Genomic DNA, 18913 nt, shown 5'->3' on the forward strand with positions numbered 1-18913 from the left:
ACCACGTCCTCGATCTCCACGCGGATGCCGATGCGCTCGCCCACCGCGTGGTTGTGGTGCGAGGGCACCAGCGCCAGCACCCGGCCGCCGCTGGCCAGCCGCAGCGTGTACAGGATCTCGGCGCCCCGGAAGGCCTTGTGCATCACCTCCGCCTGCATCGGGCTGGCGTCGTCGTGGACGATGTCGTCAGGACGTACCAGCACGTCGACCGGGGCATCCGCGGGCAGCTGCAGGGGCACCGCCGGGTGCAGCATGCCCAGCTCCACTTCGATCCGCCCATCGCCGCGCAGGTGCCCCGGCATCAGCACCCCCTGCCCGATAAAGCCGGCGACGAAGCGCGATGCCGGGCGGTGGTACAACTCGTGCGCACTGCCCCACTGCTCGATCACGCCGTCATGCATCACGCCGATTTCGTCGGCCATGGCAAAGGCCTCGTACTGGTCATGCGTAACCAGGATGGCGGTGGTGCCTTGTGCCTTCAGGATCGCGCGCACTTCCAGGCTCAGGCGCTCGCGCAGATCGACATCGAGGTTGGAGAACGGCTCGTCGAGCAGCAGCAGTTCGGGCCGCGGCGCCAGTGCGCGCGCCAGCGCCACCCGCTGCTGCTGGCCGCCCGAGAGCTCGTGCGGATACTTGCGGCCCGAGCCGGCAAGCCCGACCAGCTGCAGCACCTCTTCCACCCGCTCCGCACGCTCTGCACGGCCGGCGCGGGTCAGACCGAAACCGACGTTGGCGGCCACGTCCAGGTGCGGGAACAGCGCGTAGTCCTGGAACACCATGCCGATGCGGCGCTGCTCCGGCGGCACCAGCGCGTCCGACGACGACACGGTCCTCCCGTCCAGCACAATGCGGCCGTCCTGCAACGGCTCGAAGCCGGCGATGGCGCGCAGCACGGTGGTCTTGCCGCAGCCGCTGGGGCCCAGCAGGCAGGCGATGTTGCCGCGCGCCAGCGCAAACGACAGGCCCTTGACCACTGCTTGCCGGCCGAACGCATGCCGGATACGGTCGACCTCGATGACGGCGGCGCTGGCGGCAGCCTCGTGGGTGCCGCTGCGAGCCATCGGCCGCGTGCGTGCCTGGGCTTCGGGTAATCGGGAATAGGAATCGGTTCGCATGTGCGCATTATAGGGACGTGGAGCCGCGCCGCGGGGCCCTCTCGTGTCGGCATTGCTAGAATGCGGCAGCCCGCTGCCGCGCCGGCGCCACATTGTCCGGGCGCGCTTCCATTGAATCCACCGCATGCTCCTACTCAGCCGCCGCCGCTTCCACCCCCTGACCCTGGCCACGCTCGCGATGGCGCTGCTGATCGCCGTGCCCGTGCTGGTGGTCGCCTCAGCCGTGCTGCTGCCCGCCGGCGAGACCTGGCGCCACCTGATCGACACGGTGCTGGCAGAGTATGTGATCAACACCATCTGGCTGCTGCTGGGCGTGGCCGCGGGCGTGCTGCTGCTTGGCGTGACCACCGCATGGCTGGTCTCGACCTACCGCTTCCCAGGCCATGCCGTGATGGAATGGGCGCTGGTACTGCCGATGGCGATGCCGGCCTATGTGATCGCCTACGCCTACACCGATGCGCTGCAGTTCGCCGGGCCGGTGCAAGGCTGGCTGCGCGAACTGACCGGCTGGAAGGCGCGCGACTACTGGTTCCCGGACATCCGCTCGCTGGGCGGCGCCATCGCGCTGTTTTCGCTGGTGCTGTATCCCTACGTCTACCTGACGGCGCGCGCCGCCTTCCTGCAGCAGACCCAGAACACGATCGAAGCCGCGCGCCTGCTCGGCCACGGCACCTGGAGCCGGCTCTGGCGCGTGGTGCTGCCGCTGGCCCGGCCCGGCATCGTCGCCGGCACCGCGCTGGCGATGATGGAAACGCTGGCCGACTTCGGCACCGTGGCGTACTTTGCCATCCCCACGTTTTCCACCGGCATCTACCGTGCATGGTTTTCGCTCGGCGACAAGAATGCGGCGGCACAGCTGTCGGCATGCATGCTGCTGTTCGTCGCCGCGATCCTGCTGATGGAGCGCGCCAGCCGCGGTCGGGCGCAGGTCTACGGCAACCAGCGCCGCGCCGCGGCATGGAAGCTCGGCGGCACGCGCGGCTGGCTCGCGCTGGCGGCCTGCGCCGTGCCGGTGCTGCTGGGCTTCCTGGTGCCGGCGCTGATGCTGTGCCGCATGGCCTTTACCGACGGCGACGCCCAGTTCGGTCCGCGCTTTGTCGGGCTGGTGCGCAACAGCTTCCTGCTGGCCAGCGCGACGGCGCTGGCGGCGGTGCTGGTGGCGCTGGCGATCGGCTACGCCGGACGCGCCGCGAACGGCCGGCGCGGGTGGCTGATGCGCGGGCTGACGCGGCTTTGCGGCATGGGCTATGCGCTGCCCGGCTCGGTCATCGCCGTGGGTGTGCTGGTGCCGGTGGCGCGCTTCGACAATGCCTTGTCGGCATGGCTGCAGCAGCAGTTCGGGCTGTCGGTCGGTTTGCTGCTGACCGGCGGCATCGCGGCGCTGGTGTATGCGCTGCTGGTGCGTTTCCTGGGCGTAGCGCTGCAGACGGTCAATGCGGGCCTGGGCAAGATCACGCCCAGCATGGACGCCGCCGCGCGCAGCCTCGGCCACGGCCCCGGCGCCACGCTGCGGCGCGTGCATTTCCCGATGCTGCGCGGCAGCCTGCTGACGGCGGCGCTGATCGTCTTTGTCGATGTGATGAAGGAGCTGCCGGCTACCTTCGTGATGCGGCCGTTCAACTTCGATACGCTGGCCGTGCAGGCGTACAACCTCGCTGCCGACGAACGCCTGACCGAAGCCGCGACCGCGTCGCTGGTGATCGTCGCCGTCGGCCTGCTGCCGGTGATCGTGCTGTCGCGCACGATCCGGCGCGAGGCGCAGCGCTGAGCCGCCCCACTAGCCCACTCGCTCAGTAGCCCGCTAAAGTCCCGCCGTGCCGCGCCGATAGCCTTTCATGGCCCGGCGCTCGCCCGGGGACAAGAACAGCGGCACGCCGGATCCTTTCGCGCCTGCCGCCGGAATGCCTGACGGGGGCGTATGCTGCGATACCACATCCTGTTGTTCAAGCTGAACCGGCTGGCCAGCCGCAACACGCTGAGCGGCGTGGAAGAAATCTCGCTGGCCGGCCAACTGGCCGAGATGATCGGATCCGCCGATACCGCGGCGCGCATCATCGACGACCTTGCCGACCACGCCAACCCGCAGGTGCGCCGTATCGCGCTCAACGCCATCCGCCGCGGGCGCCAGTTCACCTCGCCCAGCCTGCAGCCCGCGCTGGTACGCCGCATGGCGGATGCCGAAGCGGCAGTGCGCCATGATGCGGTGTGGATCGTGCAGGAATCGCGCATGGACGGCGCCGAACTGCGCGCCGCGCTGCGCCGGCTGGCGGGCAAGGTGCGGTTGCCATGGGACGCCGAGCGTGCCCGCGCCAATCCCGGCGACACGGCGCTGGCCGCGCAGGTGCGCGCCCGCATGGCGCTGGACAAGCTGCTGGAAAAGAGTGCGGCGGAGCGCAACCAGGCGCTGGCCGCTATGGCGCTGGGAACAGTCGGGGACCAGTCCTATGCGGAAGGCACAGTCGGCCACAAGGGCCTGCTGCAGCGCGCGCTGATCCGGCGCCAGGCCGGGCGGCGGCTCGACAGCAGCGTCAAGCTGACGTTCCGCAAGGTCGAGCCGGCCGAAGTGAAGGGAAACAAGCGGTTCCTGCTGTAGCGCGGAACCAGCCGGCCATCCTCGTGCAGGGACGGCCGGCCTGACCTGCGGCTTACTTGAAGCCCGCGCGGTCCAGCAGCTTCTGCGCCTGCGGCTGGTACTTGCCCAGCTCGGCCACGTTGATGCTGTCGGCCTTGAACTCGCCCAGCGAATCGAGCGCCGGATTGCTGACCTTCACGCCCTGCACCACCGGCCATTCATTGTTGCCGTCGGCAAAGTAGCGCTGCGCATCGTCGCTGGCCAGGTATTCCAGGAACTTGACCGCGGCCTCCTTGTTCGGCGCGTGCTTCAGCATGCCGCCGCCGGAGATGTTCATATGCACGCCCTGGCTTTTCTGGTTGGGCCACACCACCCCCAGCTTGTCGGCCACGGCCTTGTCTTCCGGCTTGGTCGACTTCAGCAGGCGTGCGATGTAGTAGGTGTTGGAGATCGCCACGTCGCACTCGCCCGCGGCCACGGCCTTGAGCTGGTCGGTATCGCCGCCCTTGGGCGCGCGCGCCAGGTTGGCTGCCACGCCGCGTGCCCATTGCTCGGTGCGCGCCTCGCCGTCGTGCGCGATCAGGCTGGACACCAGCGACAGGTTGTAGACGTGCCCGCTGGAACGCGTGCACACCTTGCCCTTCCACTTGGGATCGGCCAGGTCCTCGTAGGTGGCGATGTCGCCGGCCTTGACCGCGGTCTTGTTGTACGCGATCACGCGGCCGCGCGCCGAGAAGCCGAACCACTCGCCGTTCGGATCGCGGTAGTTGGCGGGAATGCGCGATTCCAGCACCTTGGACTTGACCGGCGCAAACACGCCGGCCTGCTGGGCCCGCCACAGGCGGCCGATATCGACGGTGATGAAGACGTCCGCCGGGCTGTTGGCGCCCTCATTGCGGATGCGCTCAAGCAGCGGATCTTCCTGGCCTTCGATGCGGTTGATCTTGATGCCGGTCTGCTTGGTGAAGTTGGCGTACAGCGCCTCGTCGGTCTGGTAGTGCCGTGCGGTATAGAGGTTCAGCACCTTTTCCTGCGCGGCGGCCGCCAGCGGCAGCGTCAGCAGGGCCAGCGCCGCGACACGCGGCAGCAAGGTTCGGATAGTGGTCTTCACGCGGATGGCTCCCCAGCATGGTTGGGCAGTCGCCAGCATCCGGGACACCCGGGACTGCCCGGTTATTGGATTCCGGACAGCCAGAAACAATATTGATTCTTGTTCAGCCGGTCAAATTACATTTTTGTCATGTTGGCGCATGTTGAGCAATCAATAATTGCGCGCCCGACGCACCATGTGGACGCGCTTGCACATCGCTTCAGCCGCGCCGCACCCACGCAACCTTGCCAGCCTTGATGCCGAGGGTGCGGCGCTGGGGGTTGTAGTCCATCGTGCCGGGAAACTGCTGCCCGTCGCGTTCGCCCAGCCGCCATGCACAGCCTTGCAGCAGGCCGACGGCCTCGGTCTCGCTCTTGCCCACCAGCGTGTCGTCGGCAACCTTGTCGGCGGCACAGCCGGCCGGGGTGCCCCGCGCACCTTGCGGGCCGGGCATTGGTGCCGGCTCGTTGGGCTGCGTCGCGCAACCGGCCAGCAAGGCCGCGCCCGCGGCCAGCCAGAGCAGTCGACGGGCATGTACTGTGGTTCGGATTGCAGGCATGTCGCTTCCTTTTTTGTTTCCGCTTGGATGTGGACGGTTCGACACATGTCCGCTGGCGGCGTTCCAATCGCAACGCATCAGCGCTGAAGCCGGCGCAATCAGCCTTTGGCGCGGTTGGCCAGCCTCTTCATCGCGTCGGCCGGCAACGGACCGTGGCACGTCCGTTCGCCGCCTGACTCGCTGACAACTAACCAGACCTGTTCGGGCTTGCCCTTGGGATGCAGCAGCCAGGCGGGGCCGCGCGCGTTGCTGCTGGGCGGCAGGTCTTCCAGCACGCCGGTGCTGGCGGACTGCAGCATGGCCGCGCATTCCGATGCGGGCACGCGCGTGGACTTCAGGAACTCCGCGTTGCCGAGCACTTCGGGCAACGCCGTGTCCGGCGCGCGCAGGAAGGAATCGACATCGAACTTGCTGGCGCCGCCGCCGACGCTGGCGCAAGCCGCCAGCGCCAGCGCCAGCGCGCCGGCACCCGCCAGGATCACTGCGCCGTAACGTCCGCGGGCAGCGACGATGCGAACGGCCATGGCTGAGTTGGCGATCATGGCGGGCCTCATTGCTTCATCACGTCGGCGCCCTTGGGCACCGTGAACCGGAATGCATCGGCCGCCAGCGGCGGGTTCTTCTGCATGTTCGTGAAGGTCAGCAAGGTGGTGTTGCCGAAGGCGTCGCGCAGTTCCATCGCTTCGAGGTTGCCGCCCTTGAAGCCAATGCCGATGCGCTCAAACTGCGTGTCCTTGGCCTTGGGCGTCAGTTCCAGCCATTCCACGCCATCCCGGGTCGGGCCGTTCTTGATGGCGAAGTTCTTCTCCAGGTCGTTGCTGCCGAACAGGATCGCGGCCGGACTGGAACCCAGCGCGGCATCAAGCTTGCGCTCGGTGACCTGGTTCAGGTCCTTGTCGTAGATGTACAGGGTCTGGCCATCGGCCTGCAGCAGTTGCTCGTAGGGCTTGGTATAGCGCCAGGTGAACTTGCCCGGGCGCGCAAACACGAAGGTGCCGCTGGAGTTGCCGGTCACCTTGACGTTGGCGCCCTGCCCCTTGACCTGGCGCTGCGTGAACTCGCCGCGCGCGCTCTTCACACCGGTGACGAAGCTCTGCAGCTGGTCGGTAGCTGCGGCATGGGCCGGCGCCTGGATGGCAAACATCGCCAGCGCGGCGCAGGCCGACACGAGGATGCGGTTGCGCATGATTTGGATCCTGGTTGTTATCGAATGCGTTGACCCTGTGCGGCGTCTGACAGGCAGTCCACTGCACGGTCAACGTGTCTTGTTAGAGCCAGCTGCTGGTGCAGGATTCCGCGCCGCCCCTGCTTCGCGGGTAACCGGATATTACGGCAGATGGTGCGCGAACTGCGCCGGCTCAGGCACGAAAACTCTCAATTTGCGGTAAAGGACCCCGTAAAGCGAATCTCGTATCAGGACGAAACGCTTCTTTACTTGGCGTGGAAGACAATGCAGTGCATGTACGTAGAGCACTCGCCACGCCGCCTCTTGCTCGCTGCTTCGCCGGGAGGCGGTCAAATCCACTGGGCCAGCAATATGACCAACGCCAAACCTGCTGCCGGGCGTCAGCCATTCCGGCACGACGCCAGGCGTCTCGACCGCGACGAGATGAAGAGGATCGCGACACGCCAGGTCAGGATTGAACTCGACGCCTGGCAGGAAAAGACCGCTGCCAAGCCCTTTAATCCCGCCATGGTAGTCACGGGCATTCTGGCCGGTGTAGCGTTCGTCTTTTCCGTGATGTCGTGGCTGAATGAGAGCACCCAGGACAAGATCGAAAAGGCCACCGGTCCGCTCGCCTCTCGGATCACCGAAATGGACCGCCGCCTCACGGGTCGCCTGGACGCAGTTGATTCGCGCATCGAGCGCCTGGAGGTGCGGGTCGAAAAGGGCTTTGAAGAATTCAACGAGAAGTTAGAGAACGTCAACGCCAAGCTAGGGAACGTCAACGCGAAGGTCGACAACGTCAACGCGAAAGTCGACAACGTCAACGCCAAGGTCGACAACGTCAACGCCAAGGTCGACAACGTCAACGCCAAGGTCGACAACGTCAACGCGAAGCTCGACCTACTGCTTAAGCGCCGTTAGCACGCTCAGGCTGCGCAATCCACGGCCAGCCTGAATGCCCGCCTCCGCTAGTCACTCATCATCCCGCGCAGCCGCGCCACCGCCCTGCACCAGGATGTCGCGATTGCCATTGCCCGACATGGCCGAAACCAGCCCCGCCTTCTCCATATCCTCCAGCAGCCGCGCGGCGCGGTTGTAGCCGATGCGCAGGTGGCGCTGCACCAGCGAGATCGACGCGCGGCGGTTCTTCAGCACCACTTCCACGGCCTGGTCATACAGCGGATCCGCCTCGCCACCGCCACCGCCGATACCGGCGCCGCCGCCAAAGCCATCGCCGCCACCATCGTCCGTCAGGCCGCCTTCGAGGATGCCTTCGATGTAGTTGGCTTCCCCGCCTTCCTTCAGCTTCTCCACCACGCGGTGGACTTCATCGTCCGAGACAAAGGCGCCATGCACGCGCACCGGCAAGCCGGTGCCCGGCGCCAGGTACAGCATGTCGCCCATGCCCAGCAGCGTCTCGGCGCCCTGCTGGTCGAGAATGGTGCGCGAATCGATCTTGCTGCTGACCTGGAAGGCAATGCGGGTCGGCACGTTGGCCTTGATCAGGCCGGTGATCACATCCACCGACGGGCGCTGCGTGGCCAGCACCAGGTGCAGGCCGGCGGCGCGCGCCTTCTGCGCGATGCGGGCGATCAGCTCTTCCACCTTCTTGCCGACCACCATCATCAGGTCGGCCAGCTCGTCGATGACGATGACGATGGTGGGCAGCTTGTCCAGCGGCTCCGGCGCGTCCGGGGTCAGGCTGAACGGATTCGGGATCTTCTCTTCCCTGGCCGCGGCCTCGTCGATCTTCTTGTTGTAGCCCGCCAGGTTGCGCACGCCCAGCTTGCTCATCAGCTTGTAGCGCCGCTCCATCTCGCCGACGGCCCAGTTCAGCGCGTTGCCGGCCTGGCGCATATCCGTCACCACCGGGCACAGCAGGTGCGGAATGCCTTCGTAGACGCTCATTTCGAGCATCTTGGGGTCGATCAGGATCAGCCTCACGCTCTCAGGCTTGGCCTTGTACAGCAGCGACAGGATCATCGCGTTGATGCCCACCGACTTGCCCGAGCCCGTGGTGCCCGCGACCATGCAGTGCGGCATCTTGGCCAGGTCGGCCACCATCGGCTTGCCGGCGATGTCCTTGCCCAGCGCCATGGTCAGGCTGGAAGCGCTCTCGTTGTAGACCTGCGAGCCCAGGATCTCCGACAGGCGCACGGTCTGGCGCTTCGGATTCGGCAGCTCCAGGCCCATGTAGTTCTTGCCGGGGATGGTCTCGACCACGCGGATCGACACCAGCGACAGCGAACGCGCCAGGTCGCGCGCCAGGTTGACCACCTGGCTGCCCTTGACGCCGGTGGCCGGCTCGATCTCGTAGCGCGTGATGACTGGCCCCGGGTAGGCCGCCACCACCTTGACCTCCACGCCAAAGTCCTTGAGCTTCTTCTCGATCAGGCGCGAGGTGAATTCCAGCGTCTCGGCGCTGACCGTTTCCTGGTGCGGCGGGATCGGGTCGAGCAGCGACAGCGGCGGCAGGTCCGAGTCCTGGATATCGGCAAACAGCGGCTGCTGCTTCTCGCGTTCCACGCGCTCATGCTTGGGCACGGCCTGCGGACGCACGATCTGCACCGGCGGTGCCTCTTCGATGCGCACGCGCTGCACCTCGACGGTTTCCTTGCGCTCGACCTTGGCGGCCTCGCCGATGATGCGGTCCTGCTTGCTCTCGCGGCGTGCCTTGAAGCCCAGGAACATGGTCTCGACGAAACCGCCGATATGCTCGGCCACCGACAGCCACGAGAAGTGGAAGAACAGCGACAGCCCGATCGCGAACAGCAGCAGCAGCAGCAGCGTCGCCCCGGTGAAGCCCAGCGCCACCTGCATCCAGCCGCCCAGCGTGTCGCCCAGCACCCCGCCCGGCGCGCGCGGCAGCGCGGCGCGCAGCGGGTACATGCGGATCGCCTCCAGCCCCATGCTGGACAGCAGCGTCAGCACGAAGCCGACCCAGCTCACCGTCACGCCCTGGCGATGCTGGCGGTCGTCCGCACGCTCGGGCAGCTCGGCCGTCAGCGTGCGCCAGCCGCGCCAGCAGCGCCGCACCAGCAGCACCGCCCACCAGTAAGCCGAGAAGCCGAAGATAAAGAACAGCACGTCGGCCACCCAGGCCCCGACACGGCCGCCCAGGTTATGGATATCGGCGACCTGGTTCGCATGCGACCAGCCGGGGTCGGTCTTGCTGTAGCTGGCCAGCACGCACAGGAAACCCAGCGTGACGGCCAGCAGCAGGAACCAGCGTACCTCGCCCAGCAGTTTGCCGATGCGGGATGGCAAGGCCGATGGATCGGTGCGGGTGGTCGTGGTAGCTCGGGCCATGCCTGGATAGGACTCTTTTAGGGTGATTCCGGATGCGTTTGGCGCCGCCGTCGGCCTGAGTCAGCGGACTGACGAGGTAACTGACGAGGTGACTGACGGGCATCGTGGCGGCCATTTTAACGTGGGCGGCGGCTATCGCACCCATTGGAATTTGCAACAGTGGGCAAATGCGGCTCCTCTTATAATGTCGGTTTCGAGCAATGCCGGTGGGCATCATGCCGCACCGGCCACAGGAACGCATCATGGCAAAACACGCAAAAGTGCTGATTCTCGGTTCTGGTCCCGCCGGCTATACCGCCGCGGTCTACGCGGCCCGCGCCAACCTCCAGCCGGTGCTGATCACCGGACTGGCCCAGGGCGGACAGCTGATGACCACCACGGACGTCGAGAACTGGCCGGGCGATGCCAAGGGCGTCCAGGGTCCCGAGCTGATGCAGCGCCTGCTGGCGCATGCCGAAGAGTTCAAGACCGAAATCATCTTCGATCACATCCACACCGCGAAGCTGGTGGATGAAAACGGCAAGCCGGCCCGCCCCTTCACGCTGATCGGCGACGCCGGCGAATACACCTGCGACGCCCTCGTCATCGCCACCGGCGCCTCGGCCCAATACCTGGGCCTGCCGTCGGAAGAGTCCTTCATGGGCCGCGGCGTGTCGGCCTGCGCCACCTGCGACGGCTTCTTCTACAAGAACCAGGAAGTCGCCGTGGTCGGCGGCGGCAACACCGCCGTGGAAGAAGCGCTGTACCTGTCGCACATCGCCAGCAAGGTCACCGTGATCCACCGCCGCGACAGCTTCCGCGCCGAGCCGATCCTGGTCGACCGCCTGCTCCAGCGCGAAAAGGAAGGCCGCATCGAGATCCGCTACGACAACGTGCTGGACGAAGTGCTGGGCGACGATTCGGGCGTGACCGGCATCCGCATCCGCAACGCCAAGACCGGCCAGACCGAAGACCTGAAGCTGGCGGGCGTGTTCATCGCCATTGGCCACAAGCCCAATACCGACCTGTTCGCCGGCCAGCTGGAAATGAAGAACGGCTACCTGGTGACCAAGTCGGGACTGCAGGGCGACGCCACCGCCACCAGCGTGCCGGGCGTGTTCGCCGCCGGCGACGTGCAGGACCACGTCTACCGCCAGGCAATCACCAGCGCCGGCACCGGCTGCATGGCCGCGCTGGATGCGCAGCGTTTTGTCGAAGCCCTGAAGTAATCCCGCCTCTCCGAACCGGCCACCGCGGCCGGTTCACCCCTTCCCCGCAGCCTCCGTGGCTGCCCTGCCCCAGTCGATATAATCCCGGCGAGTACCCGGAGATTTTTCATGACGCAAGGCGCCCGCAAACCCGACCGACCGACCCAGCGCTTCGGCCTGAACGACCTGTCCAGCCTGCGCGACAACCTCAAGGCCGATGCCGAGCGGCGCGAAGCCGAGCGCCTGGCCGCCGAGCAGGCGGCGCAGCGCGCCCGCGAGGAAGCCGACGTGTTTCGCGCCAGCGTGGGCCAGGTCAGCCAATTGCGCGACCGCAACCGCGCCCACCACCCCGTCAGCAAACCCGCGCCGGTACCGGTGCAATCGCAGCGCAACGACCAGGCGGTGCTGCAGGCCTCGCTGTCCGACGAGTTCGATGTCGAAAGCCTGCTGGAGACCGACGAGACGCTGTCGTTCCGCCGGCCTGGCATCGGCATGGACGTGATTCGCAAGCTGCGCCGCGGCGAATGGGTGCCGCAGGACAAGGTCGACCTGCACGGCCTGCGCAGCGACGAGGCGCGCGAAGCGCTGGCCGAATTCCTGCGCCGCTCGGTGCGCAACGGCGTGCGCTGCGTGCGCGTGATCCACGGCAAGGGCCTGGGCTCGCCCGACAAGCTGCCGGTGCTCAAGGGCAAGGTGCGCAGCTGGCTGGTGCAGAAGGAGGAAGTGCTCGCCTTCGTGCAGGCGCGCGAGGCCGAAGGTGGCGCCGGCGCGCTGATGGTGCTGCTGCGCCAGCCGAAGCCCTGATGCGCCGGGCCTGACCAGCGCCACGGATGCATCTCCCGCTCGAATTGCTGATGGGGCGGCTGCCCCTGATCCTCCATATCATGGAGGTCATCGGCGTACTCGCCTTCGCGGTATCGGGCGTGGTCGACGCGCGCAAGCAGCGGCTCGACGTGGTCGGCACCTTCGTGGTGGCGTTCGCCACGGCCTTTGGCGGCGGCACGCTGCGCGACGTGCTGCTGGACCGGCGCCCGTTCTACTGGGTCGAGCATGAAGGCTATGTGCTGCTGATCTTCGCGATGTCGTTTGGCGCGTCATTCGTGCTGCGCGTGGTCAGCCGCGTGGCGTCGGACCGGGCCTTGATCGTCGCCGACGCGATCGGGCTGGGGCTGTTCTCGGTCACCGGCACCTCGCTGGCGCTGGTGGGGCAGATGACGCCGACCGTGGCGGTAATGATGGGCATCATCTCGTCGGTGTTCGGCGGCGTGGTGCGCGACGTGCTGTGCAATGAAGTGCCGATGATCCTGCGCGACCGCTCGCCCTATGCGACCTGCTCCTTCGTCGGCTGCTGGATCTACATCGGCCTGACCTGGATGGAAGTGCAGCAGGAGGCGGCGCTGATGACCGGCGCGCTGGCGATCATCGCGATGCGGCTGGTGTCGGTGCGCTACGGCTGGAAGCTGCCGAGCTGAACAAGCCCCAAAAGAAAGAAAGCCGCCCGGTTGGGCGGCTTTCTCGCATTTGCAGCCGGCGCTATCAGACCGCGGCTTCGTCCTGCTCGCCGGTACGAATGCGGATCACGCGTTCGATCTCGGTCACGAAGATCTTGCCGTCGCCGATCTTGCCGGTATGCGCGGCCTTGACGATGGCGTCAAGTACGGTGTCCAGCTGGTTCTCGGCCACCACCACCTCGATCTTGATCTTGGGGAGGAAGTCGACGACGTATTCGGCGCCTCGGTAGAGCTCGGTATGCCCTTTCTGGCGGCCAAATCCCTTCACCTCGGTCACCGTCAGCCCGGTCACGCCGACGTCAGCCAGTGCCTCACGCACCTCGTCGAGCTTGAACGGTTTGATGATGGCGGTAATCTGCTTCATGACTGGCCCCTGGTTATGTTTGTTCACGCGCCTGGCGGCGCACCGCCGCGGACGCGGCGCTCTCCGGCTGGCATTTTAACAGCCATTGGCGCCATGCATTCCCCGCAATCCCGCGCCCGGCGCGGCCGGAACGTTCGACAGCGCGCATCGCAGGGCCGCGCGATGCCGCTTGTGCCTGTGGACAACCCTGTGGACAGCCCCCGGGAAATCCTGTGCAGAGCCTGTGCAAACCCTGTGCAAATCACCCGGTCACGCCGTGCTGAGGAAGCGGCGCCGATAGTCCGAAGGCGCCACTCCGACACGACGCAAAAAGGCGCGCCGCAGGTTGTTGGGATCGCCAAGCCGGCCAGGGCAGCCACGCGCTTGAGGGGATGGCGCGAACCTTCATCCGGCGCCTGCTTCCATAGCGTGGGGCCGCCCGCCACCAGCAGCGTGTCGATGTCGTCACTGGCGGTCTCCAGCGTCGCGTCCGGTTCGATGCGCATGCCGCTGGAGGCAGTGAGCATCCCAGGCGCCGGCGCGATGATCTCGAACTGGTACGCATCCGGTTGCCCGGCCTGGCGTGCAAATCCGCCAGCTCGGTATGCCTGCCCGCGCGCTGCAACGCCACCAGCCGGCTGCGCTGGTCACCTATCAGCGCAGCGTCGCCGCCGGCTTCGCGCACCCGGGAGGCAACCCGCTTCAGCAGGAAGCGCTCGCCGATCCACCCCTCCGCGGTTTCCACGGTGGTGTAGGCCAGCACCTCGTATGGTCGCGGCGGCTCGCCCCGCATCCAGATGTCGACGCCGCCGACGTGTTCCCGTGCGCCGCCCTGGCGGTGCCGCAGCAGCGGCTCGCCTTCGTGGCGCCGGATCGGCGCCTGGATGCAGGCCGCGAGACCCACGCAGCACAACAGCAGCAGGGCGGGAACCCTGGCCCGCTTCGTCAAAGTTGGCTTCATCTGATTTCCTCTGCTTCGAATGCAAACGGCGCGCAGTCTAGGCAGGAAATCCGGCGCTGCGTGGCCAGTGGCGGCGAGCGCTTGCCGCCTGACGGCGCTCCCGCAGGAAAATGGCCCGCACAGTGCTGGCCATTTCACTGCTCAGCGACACTGGGGCATCAGTCCGGCACCTTCTCCAGGTCCGCCAGCCACACCGCCGACTCCGAATCGCTCGGCGCGCGCCAGTCGCCGCGCGGCGACAGCGAACCGCCCGACCCCACCTTGGGCGCGTTCGGGATGCAGGACCGCTTGAACTGGCTGGTGCGGAAGAAGCGGTCGAGAAAGATCGCGAGGTTGCGCTTGATCTCTGCTAGCCCGTACTGGTTGCGCGCCACCTCGGGCCCGTACGGCCACACGCCGCGCTCGCGGTCGCCCCAGGCGTGCTGGGCCAGGAAGGCGATCTTGGACGGCGTGAAGCCGAAGCGCAGCGTGTAGTAGAGGTTGAAGTCCTGCAGCTCGTACGGCCCGATGGTGCTTTCGGTCTTCTGCTCCGGGCCATGGTTGCTGTCGCCGGGCACCAGCTCGGGGCTGATGTCGGTATCGAGCACTGCCAGCAGCACGTCCGCCCCACCCTCGCCGATCTGGCCGGTTTCGGCGACCCAGCGCACCAGGTGCGAGATCAGCGTCTTGGGCACGCTGGCGTTGACGTTGTAGTGGGACATGTGGTCGCCCACGCCATAGGTGCACCAGCCCAGCGCCAGCTCGCTCAGGTCGCCGGTGCCGATCACGATCGCGCCCTGGAAATTGGCCAGCCGGAACAGGTGGTTGGTGCGCTCGCCGGCCTGCACGTTCTCGAAGGTCACGTCATAGACCTTCTCGCCGGCGGCGTACGGATGGCCCAGGTCCTTCAGCATGGCCAGGCAGCTGGGACGGATATCGATCTCGGTGGCGCTGCAGCCCACCACCTGCATCAGCTTGCGCGCCTGGTCCAGCGTGCGGTCGCTGGTGGCGAAGCCGGGCATGGTGTAGGCGAGTATATTGGCGCGCGGCAGTCCCAGCCGGTCCATTGCCTTGGCGCAGACCAGCAGCGCGTGCGTCGAATCCAGCCCGCCCGAGACGCCGATCACCACCTTGCTGATCTTGCTGGCCGACAGCCGCTGCACCAGCGCCTGCACCTGGATGTTGTAGACCTCCATGCAGCGCTCGTCGCGCTGGCGCGGATCGGCCGGCACATACGGGAAGCGCGCCACGTTGCGTGCCAGCGGCAGCGACTTCTCGCGCGGCAGGTCGAGCGCGAAGGTGACCACGCGGAACGCTTCCACCTCGGCCTTGTGCCGGCGCACCGAATGGCCGAAGGTGACCTGGTGCATGCGTTCGCGCGACAGGCGCTCGACATCGACGTCGGCGAACAGCAGGTGCGAGTCGTCGGAGAAACGCTCGGATTCGGCCAGCATTTCGCCGTTCTCGTAGATCAATGCCTGCCCGTCCCAGGCCAGGTCGGTGGACGACTCGCCCTTGCCGGCCGAGGTGTACAGGTACGCCGCCAGGCAGCGCGCCGACTGCTGCGACACCAGCTGGTGCCGGTAGCCCGATTTGCCGATCACGATATTCGATGCCGACAGGTTCACCAGCACGGTTGCGCCCGCCATCGCGGCGAACGACGACGGCGGCACCGGCACCCACACGTCTTCGCAGATCTCGGCATGGAAGCGGAAGAACGGCAGCCCTTCGATATCGAACAGCAGCCCGGCGCCGAACGGCACCTCCTGGCCCAGCAGCCGCACGCTGTCGACCGTGGCGCAGTCGGCCGCGCTGAACTGGCGCCCTTCATAGAATTCCCAGTAGTTGGGCAGGAACGACTTTGGCACCACGCCCTGCACACGGCCCGCGGCCACCACCACGGCGCAGTTGAACAGCTGGTGCTGCACGCGCAGCGGCATGCCCACCACCATCGCCAGCGGCAGCTTGCGCGAAGCTTCGACGATGGTGCCGAGCGCCGCCTCGCACGCATCGAGCAGCGTGCGCTGGTGGAACAGGTCGTCGCAGGTGTAGGCCGACAGGCCCAGCTCGGGGAACGCGGCCAGCACCGCGCCGCGCTGCGCAGCCTGCGTGGCCAGCGCCAGCGTCTCGCGCGCATTGAAAGCCGGATCGGCCACGCGGCAGACCGGCACGCCGACCGCCACGCGGGCAAAGCCGTGGGAATAGAGGTTGAAAAACGGAGTCTTCATTTCGGGCCCTGGGGTATGGCAGGCATGGGGCGGGTCATCCGCGCCTGAACCTGGGGGTGACGCATATCCGCCATTCTACGTCGCTACCCGGGGGCGCGCCGCCCGTGCCTTGCCGCAGCGCCTGCACGCCGTTTCCGGTAGACTCGAGCCGCGCCATGCGCCGTCGCGCGCGGCAATCCCGTCTCCACCCCTTCAGCTACAGCCCATGCAGTCGGATTCCGGCGACACGGCGGCCACAGGCAGCCGCGCAGACGACCAGAAGGTCCACCAAGCGGACATTTCGGACTACCAGACGCGCATCGTCTCCGACCTGGCCGAGATCGACCCGGCCGCCTGGGACGCGCTGCTGGCGCGCCAGCCCGAACCCACGCCGTTCCTGCGCCACGCTTTCCTGCATGCGTTGCATGCCAGCGGCAGCGCATGCGCCGAGACCGGCTGGCATCCGCGCTTCCTGACGTTGTGGGCGGGCGACCGGCTGGCCGCGGCAATGCCGCTCTATGCCAAGGCGCATTCGTACGGCGAGTACGTGTTCGACTGGGCCTGGGCCGATGCGTATGCCCGCCACAACATCGAGTACTACCCCAAGTGGCTGTCGGCGATCCCGTTCACGCCGGTGCGCGGCGCGCGGCTGCTCGCTGAAGATGCGCAGGCCCGCCGGCTGCTGCTGGAGGTGGCGCTCGCGCTGGCGGCGGAAAGCGGCATGTCGTCGCTGCATGTTCTTTTTCCCGACGAGGCCGAAGCCGGGCTGATGCAGCAGGCCGGCATGCTGATGCGGCACGGCGTGCAGTTCCACTGGACCAATGGCGGCGAAGGTGGCAGCAAGCCCTACGCCAGTTTCGACGACTTCCTCGCCACGCTGTCACAGAAGAAGCGCAAGAACATCCGCGCCGAACGGCGCCAGGTGGCGCAGGCCGGCATCACCTTCCGCCACCTGCGCGGCCACGAGATCGATGAAGAGGCCTGGCGCTTCTTCAACCGCTGCTACCGCCAGACCTATCGCGAGCACCATTCCACGCCCTACCTGAACCTGGACTTCTTCCGGCGCATCGGCGCGGCGATGCCGCAGCACCTGCTGCTGGTGGTGGCCGAGCGCGCGGGCCAGCCGATCGCCTCGTCGCTGCTGGTGTACGACGATGCGCCGCAGGTCAGCACGCTGTACGGCCGCTACTGGGGCGCGCTCGAATACCACCCCTGCCTGCACTTCGAGACCGCGTACTACCAGCCGCTGGAGTTCTGCATCGCCCACGGCATCCGCACCTTCGAAGGCGGCGCGCAGGGCGAGCACAAGATGGCGCGCGGCTTCCTGCCGGTGGCGACGCGCTCGGCGCACTGGCTGGCGCATCCCGACTTTGCCGATGCCGTGGAGCGCTTCCTCGCGCGCGAGCGCCACGGCATCGACGCTTACCTGGACGAACTGGGCGAACGCAATCCCTTTGCCCGTTCCTGAGCCGCCGTGGCGCTCAGCGCCACATGCGCCGCAGCGTGTTGTCGCCCAGCATGTAGTGGTGGAACAGCGAAGCCATCGCATGCAGCCCGATGACGAGGTAGAACGCGGTCCCCAGCGTTTCGTGGATGGCCTTGACCGTTTCCTTCAGCGCGGGGTCCGCCGCCACCAGCGCGGGCACTTCGATCCCCAGCGAAGGCAGCGCCAGCAGGTGCCCGCCGGCATTCATCGCCAGCAGTCCCAGCAGCGGCTGCGCCAGGATGAACAGGTACAGCACCCAGTGCATGGCTTCTCCCGCCAGATGCATCCAGCGCGGGCCGGGTTCCGGCGCCGGTGCGCCGCGCACCAGCCGCCACAGCAGCCGCGGCACCGCCAGAACCAGCACCAGCGCCCCGGCCCATTCATGGATGTCCATGGCCAGCACGCGCGCCGGCGTGCCCTTGTCGAAGTTGCCCTTCAGTTCGATGGCCGCATACGCCAGCGCCACCAGCACGAACACCGCCCAATGGAAGCACACCGCGAGCCGGTCATAGCGGCGCGATGGCGACAACACTTCCGGCAGGCCCTGCATCGGCTTGATGCCCTGAGTAGCGCGGTTCATGGTGGGTTCTCCTTCCTGGTTGACACGGACCCAGCGTAGCGCAAGCGGCACGGACGAGTCCTAACCGCCATCAAGCGACGGGCAACAAAAAACCCCGCCGCGGCGGGGTTTCTTCAGCGACGGTTCAGCTTACTTCTTGTAGTTGGCCACGCCGTCGGTGATTTCCTTGTGGGCTTCCTCGATGCCGGCCCAGCCTTCGACCTTGACCCACTTGCCGGCTTCCAGTGCCTTGTAGTGCTCAAAGAAGTGCTTGATCTGGTCCAGCAGGTTCTGCGGCACGTCCGACAGGCCCTTCATGTAGGCGGTGGCGGGCGACAGCTTGTCCACCGGCACGGCGACCAGCTTGGCGTCCACGCCCGACTCGTCGGTCATCTTCAGCATGCCGAGTGCACGGCAGCGCACCACGGCGCCGGCCAGGATCGGGAACGGGGACAGCACCAGCACGTCCACCGGGTCGCCGTCGCCCGACAGGGTCTGCGGAATGTAGCCGTAGTTGGCCGGATAGCGCATGCCGGTGCCGATGAAGCGGTCCACGAACAGCAGGCCGGTTTCCTTGTCTGCCTCGTACTTCACCGGATCGCTCTGGGCCGAGATCTCGATGATGACGTTGAAATCGTTGGGGATGTCCTTGCCCGGGGTGACGAGGTTGAAGCTCATGCGGTTCTCCAGATGCCTGCGCTGTGTTGTCGGATGGCGGGCATTATAACGGCTCGCGCCTGACCGGTTGCTGACAAGCCAGGCCCGTTCTGACTTCCCTGCCCGCTGCAACGCGTTGCAGCGACGCCCGCGTGCGCGATAATGGCGCATTCTTCAGCCGACACTGAATAGCCGCAGCCTTCGTGCTGC

General features: G+C 67.0%; 18 protein-coding genes. 7 read left to right on the plus strand and 11 right to left on the minus strand.

Annotation, left to right across the window (positions count from 1 at the left end):
- Positions 1 to 1115: ABC transporter ATP-binding protein (locus ACAD63_RS18440; protein WP_434033118.1), on the minus strand; the 1115-nt coding region annotated here is incomplete at its 3' end.
- 124 nt (positions 1116 to 1239) lie between these two features.
- On the opposite strand from ACAD63_RS18440, the gene ACAD63_RS18445 reads away from it, so the two are divergent.
- Both ACAD63_RS18445 and ACAD63_RS18450 read left to right on the plus strand, forming a co-directional pair.
- Positions 1240 to 2883 (plus strand): ABC transporter permease, encoded by a 1644-nt coding sequence (locus ACAD63_RS18445; protein ID WP_434033119.1) that lies wholly within the window; start codon positions 1240 to 1242, stop codon positions 2881 to 2883.
- A gap of 150 nt (positions 2884 to 3033) precedes the next feature.
- A complete protein-coding gene (locus ACAD63_RS18450) occupies positions 3034 to 3708 on the plus strand; it encodes a hypothetical protein (RefSeq protein ID WP_434033120.1) in 675 nt (224 codons plus the stop codon).
- A gap of 52 nt (positions 3709 to 3760) precedes the next feature.
- Here the strand turns inward: ACAD63_RS18450 and ACAD63_RS18455 are convergent, their stop codons facing one another.
- The 4 genes from ACAD63_RS18455 to lolA all read right to left on the minus strand — a co-directional run bounded on the left by ACAD63_RS18455 (position 3761) and on the right by lolA (position 6522).
- Positions 3761 to 4798: a Fe(3+) ABC transporter substrate-binding protein gene (locus ACAD63_RS18455; RefSeq protein WP_133093984.1), complete on the minus strand. Its 1038-nt coding sequence runs from the start codon at positions 4796 to 4798 to the stop codon at positions 3761 to 3763.
- A 199-nt stretch (positions 4799 to 4997) separates the two neighbouring features.
- Positions 4998 to 5336, minus strand: coding sequence for a hypothetical protein (locus ACAD63_RS18460; RefSeq protein ID WP_195428303.1), 339 nt, complete (start codon positions 5334 to 5336; stop codon positions 4998 to 5000).
- A gap of 98 nt (positions 5337 to 5434) precedes the next feature.
- Positions 5435 to 5878: a hypothetical protein gene (locus ACAD63_RS18465; RefSeq protein ID WP_434033121.1), complete on the minus strand. Its 444-nt coding sequence runs from the start codon at positions 5876 to 5878 to the stop codon at positions 5435 to 5437.
- A gap of 8 nt (positions 5879 to 5886) precedes the next feature.
- Positions 5887 to 6522 (minus strand): outer membrane lipoprotein chaperone LolA, encoded by a 636-nt coding sequence (lolA, locus tag ACAD63_RS18470; RefSeq protein WP_135704747.1) that lies wholly within the window; start codon positions 6520 to 6522, stop codon positions 5887 to 5889.
- Between the two features lie 150 nt (positions 6523 to 6672).
- Between lolA and ACAD63_RS18475 the strand changes: the two genes are divergently transcribed.
- On the plus strand, positions 6673 to 7425 hold the full coding sequence (locus tag ACAD63_RS18475; protein ID WP_195428305.1) for a hypothetical protein: 753 nt from the start codon (positions 6673 to 6675) through the stop codon (positions 7423 to 7425).
- Between the two features lie 51 nt (positions 7426 to 7476).
- Here ACAD63_RS18475 and ACAD63_RS18480 read toward each other — a convergent pair whose 3' ends face one another.
- The gene (locus ACAD63_RS18480; protein ID WP_434033122.1) at positions 7477 to 9813 is read right to left on the minus strand and encodes a DNA translocase FtsK; all 2337 of its coding nucleotides are present in this window, start codon (positions 9811 to 9813) and stop codon (positions 7477 to 7479) included.
- A 242-nt stretch (positions 9814 to 10055) separates the two neighbouring features.
- Here ACAD63_RS18480 and trxB point away from each other — a divergent pair, with 242 nt between their 5' ends.
- The 3 genes from trxB to ACAD63_RS18495 all read left to right on the plus strand — a co-directional run bounded on the left by trxB (position 10056) and on the right by ACAD63_RS18495 (position 12472).
- Positions 10056 to 11021 carry a thioredoxin-disulfide reductase gene (trxB, locus tag ACAD63_RS18485; RefSeq protein WP_133093979.1) on the plus strand — a complete coding sequence of 322 codons (966 nt, stop codon included), beginning with the start codon at positions 10056 to 10058 and terminating at the stop codon, positions 11019 to 11021.
- Positions 11022 to 11129: 108 nt separating this feature from the next.
- On the plus strand, positions 11130 to 11804 hold the full coding sequence (locus ACAD63_RS18490; protein WP_133093978.1) for a Smr/MutS family protein: 675 nt from the start codon (positions 11130 to 11132) through the stop codon (positions 11802 to 11804).
- 26 nt (positions 11805 to 11830) lie between these two features.
- Positions 11831 to 12472, plus strand: coding sequence for a trimeric intracellular cation channel family protein (locus tag ACAD63_RS18495; RefSeq protein WP_133093977.1), 642 nt, complete (start codon positions 11831 to 11833; stop codon positions 12470 to 12472).
- Between the two features lie 64 nt (positions 12473 to 12536).
- Here the strand turns inward: ACAD63_RS18495 and glnK are convergent, their stop codons facing one another.
- From glnK to ACAD63_RS18510, 3 genes are all read right to left on the minus strand, one after another.
- Entirely contained in the window at positions 12537 to 12875 is a 339-nt protein-coding gene (gene glnK, locus ACAD63_RS18500; RefSeq protein WP_006162803.1) for a P-II family nitrogen regulator, read from the minus strand.
- Positions 12876 to 13116: 241 nt separating this feature from the next.
- Entirely contained in the window at positions 13117 to 13815 is a 699-nt protein-coding gene (locus ACAD63_RS18505; protein WP_195431648.1) for a hypothetical protein, read from the minus strand.
- A gap of 158 nt (positions 13816 to 13973) precedes the next feature.
- Positions 13974 to 16022, minus strand: coding sequence for an NAD(+) synthase (locus ACAD63_RS18510; RefSeq protein WP_434033123.1), 2049 nt, complete (start codon positions 16020 to 16022; stop codon positions 13974 to 13976).
- 205 nt (positions 16023 to 16227) lie between these two features.
- Between ACAD63_RS18510 and ACAD63_RS18515 the strand changes: the two genes are divergently transcribed.
- On the plus strand, positions 16228 to 17469 hold the full coding sequence (locus ACAD63_RS18515) for a GNAT family N-acetyltransferase (RefSeq protein WP_135704739.1): 1242 nt from the start codon (positions 16228 to 16230) through the stop codon (positions 17467 to 17469).
- Positions 17470 to 17482: 13 nt separating this feature from the next.
- Here the strand turns inward: ACAD63_RS18515 and ACAD63_RS18520 are convergent, their stop codons facing one another.
- Both ACAD63_RS18520 and ppa read right to left on the minus strand, forming a co-directional pair.
- Positions 17483 to 18067 carry a cytochrome b gene (locus ACAD63_RS18520; protein ID WP_431189900.1) on the minus strand — a complete coding sequence of 195 codons (585 nt, stop codon included), beginning with the start codon at positions 18065 to 18067 and terminating at the stop codon, positions 17483 to 17485.
- 129 nt (positions 18068 to 18196) lie between these two features.
- Positions 18197 to 18724 carry an inorganic diphosphatase gene (ppa, locus tag ACAD63_RS18525; protein WP_029045751.1) on the minus strand — a complete coding sequence of 176 codons (528 nt, stop codon included), beginning with the start codon at positions 18722 to 18724 and terminating at the stop codon, positions 18197 to 18199.
- Positions 18725 to 18913 lie beyond the last annotated feature (189 nt).

It is taken from the genome of Cupriavidus sp. a3 (genome assembly GCF_051015765.1).
Lineage (GTDB): Bacteria > Pseudomonadota > Gammaproteobacteria > Burkholderiales > Burkholderiaceae > Cupriavidus > Cupriavidus oxalaticus_A.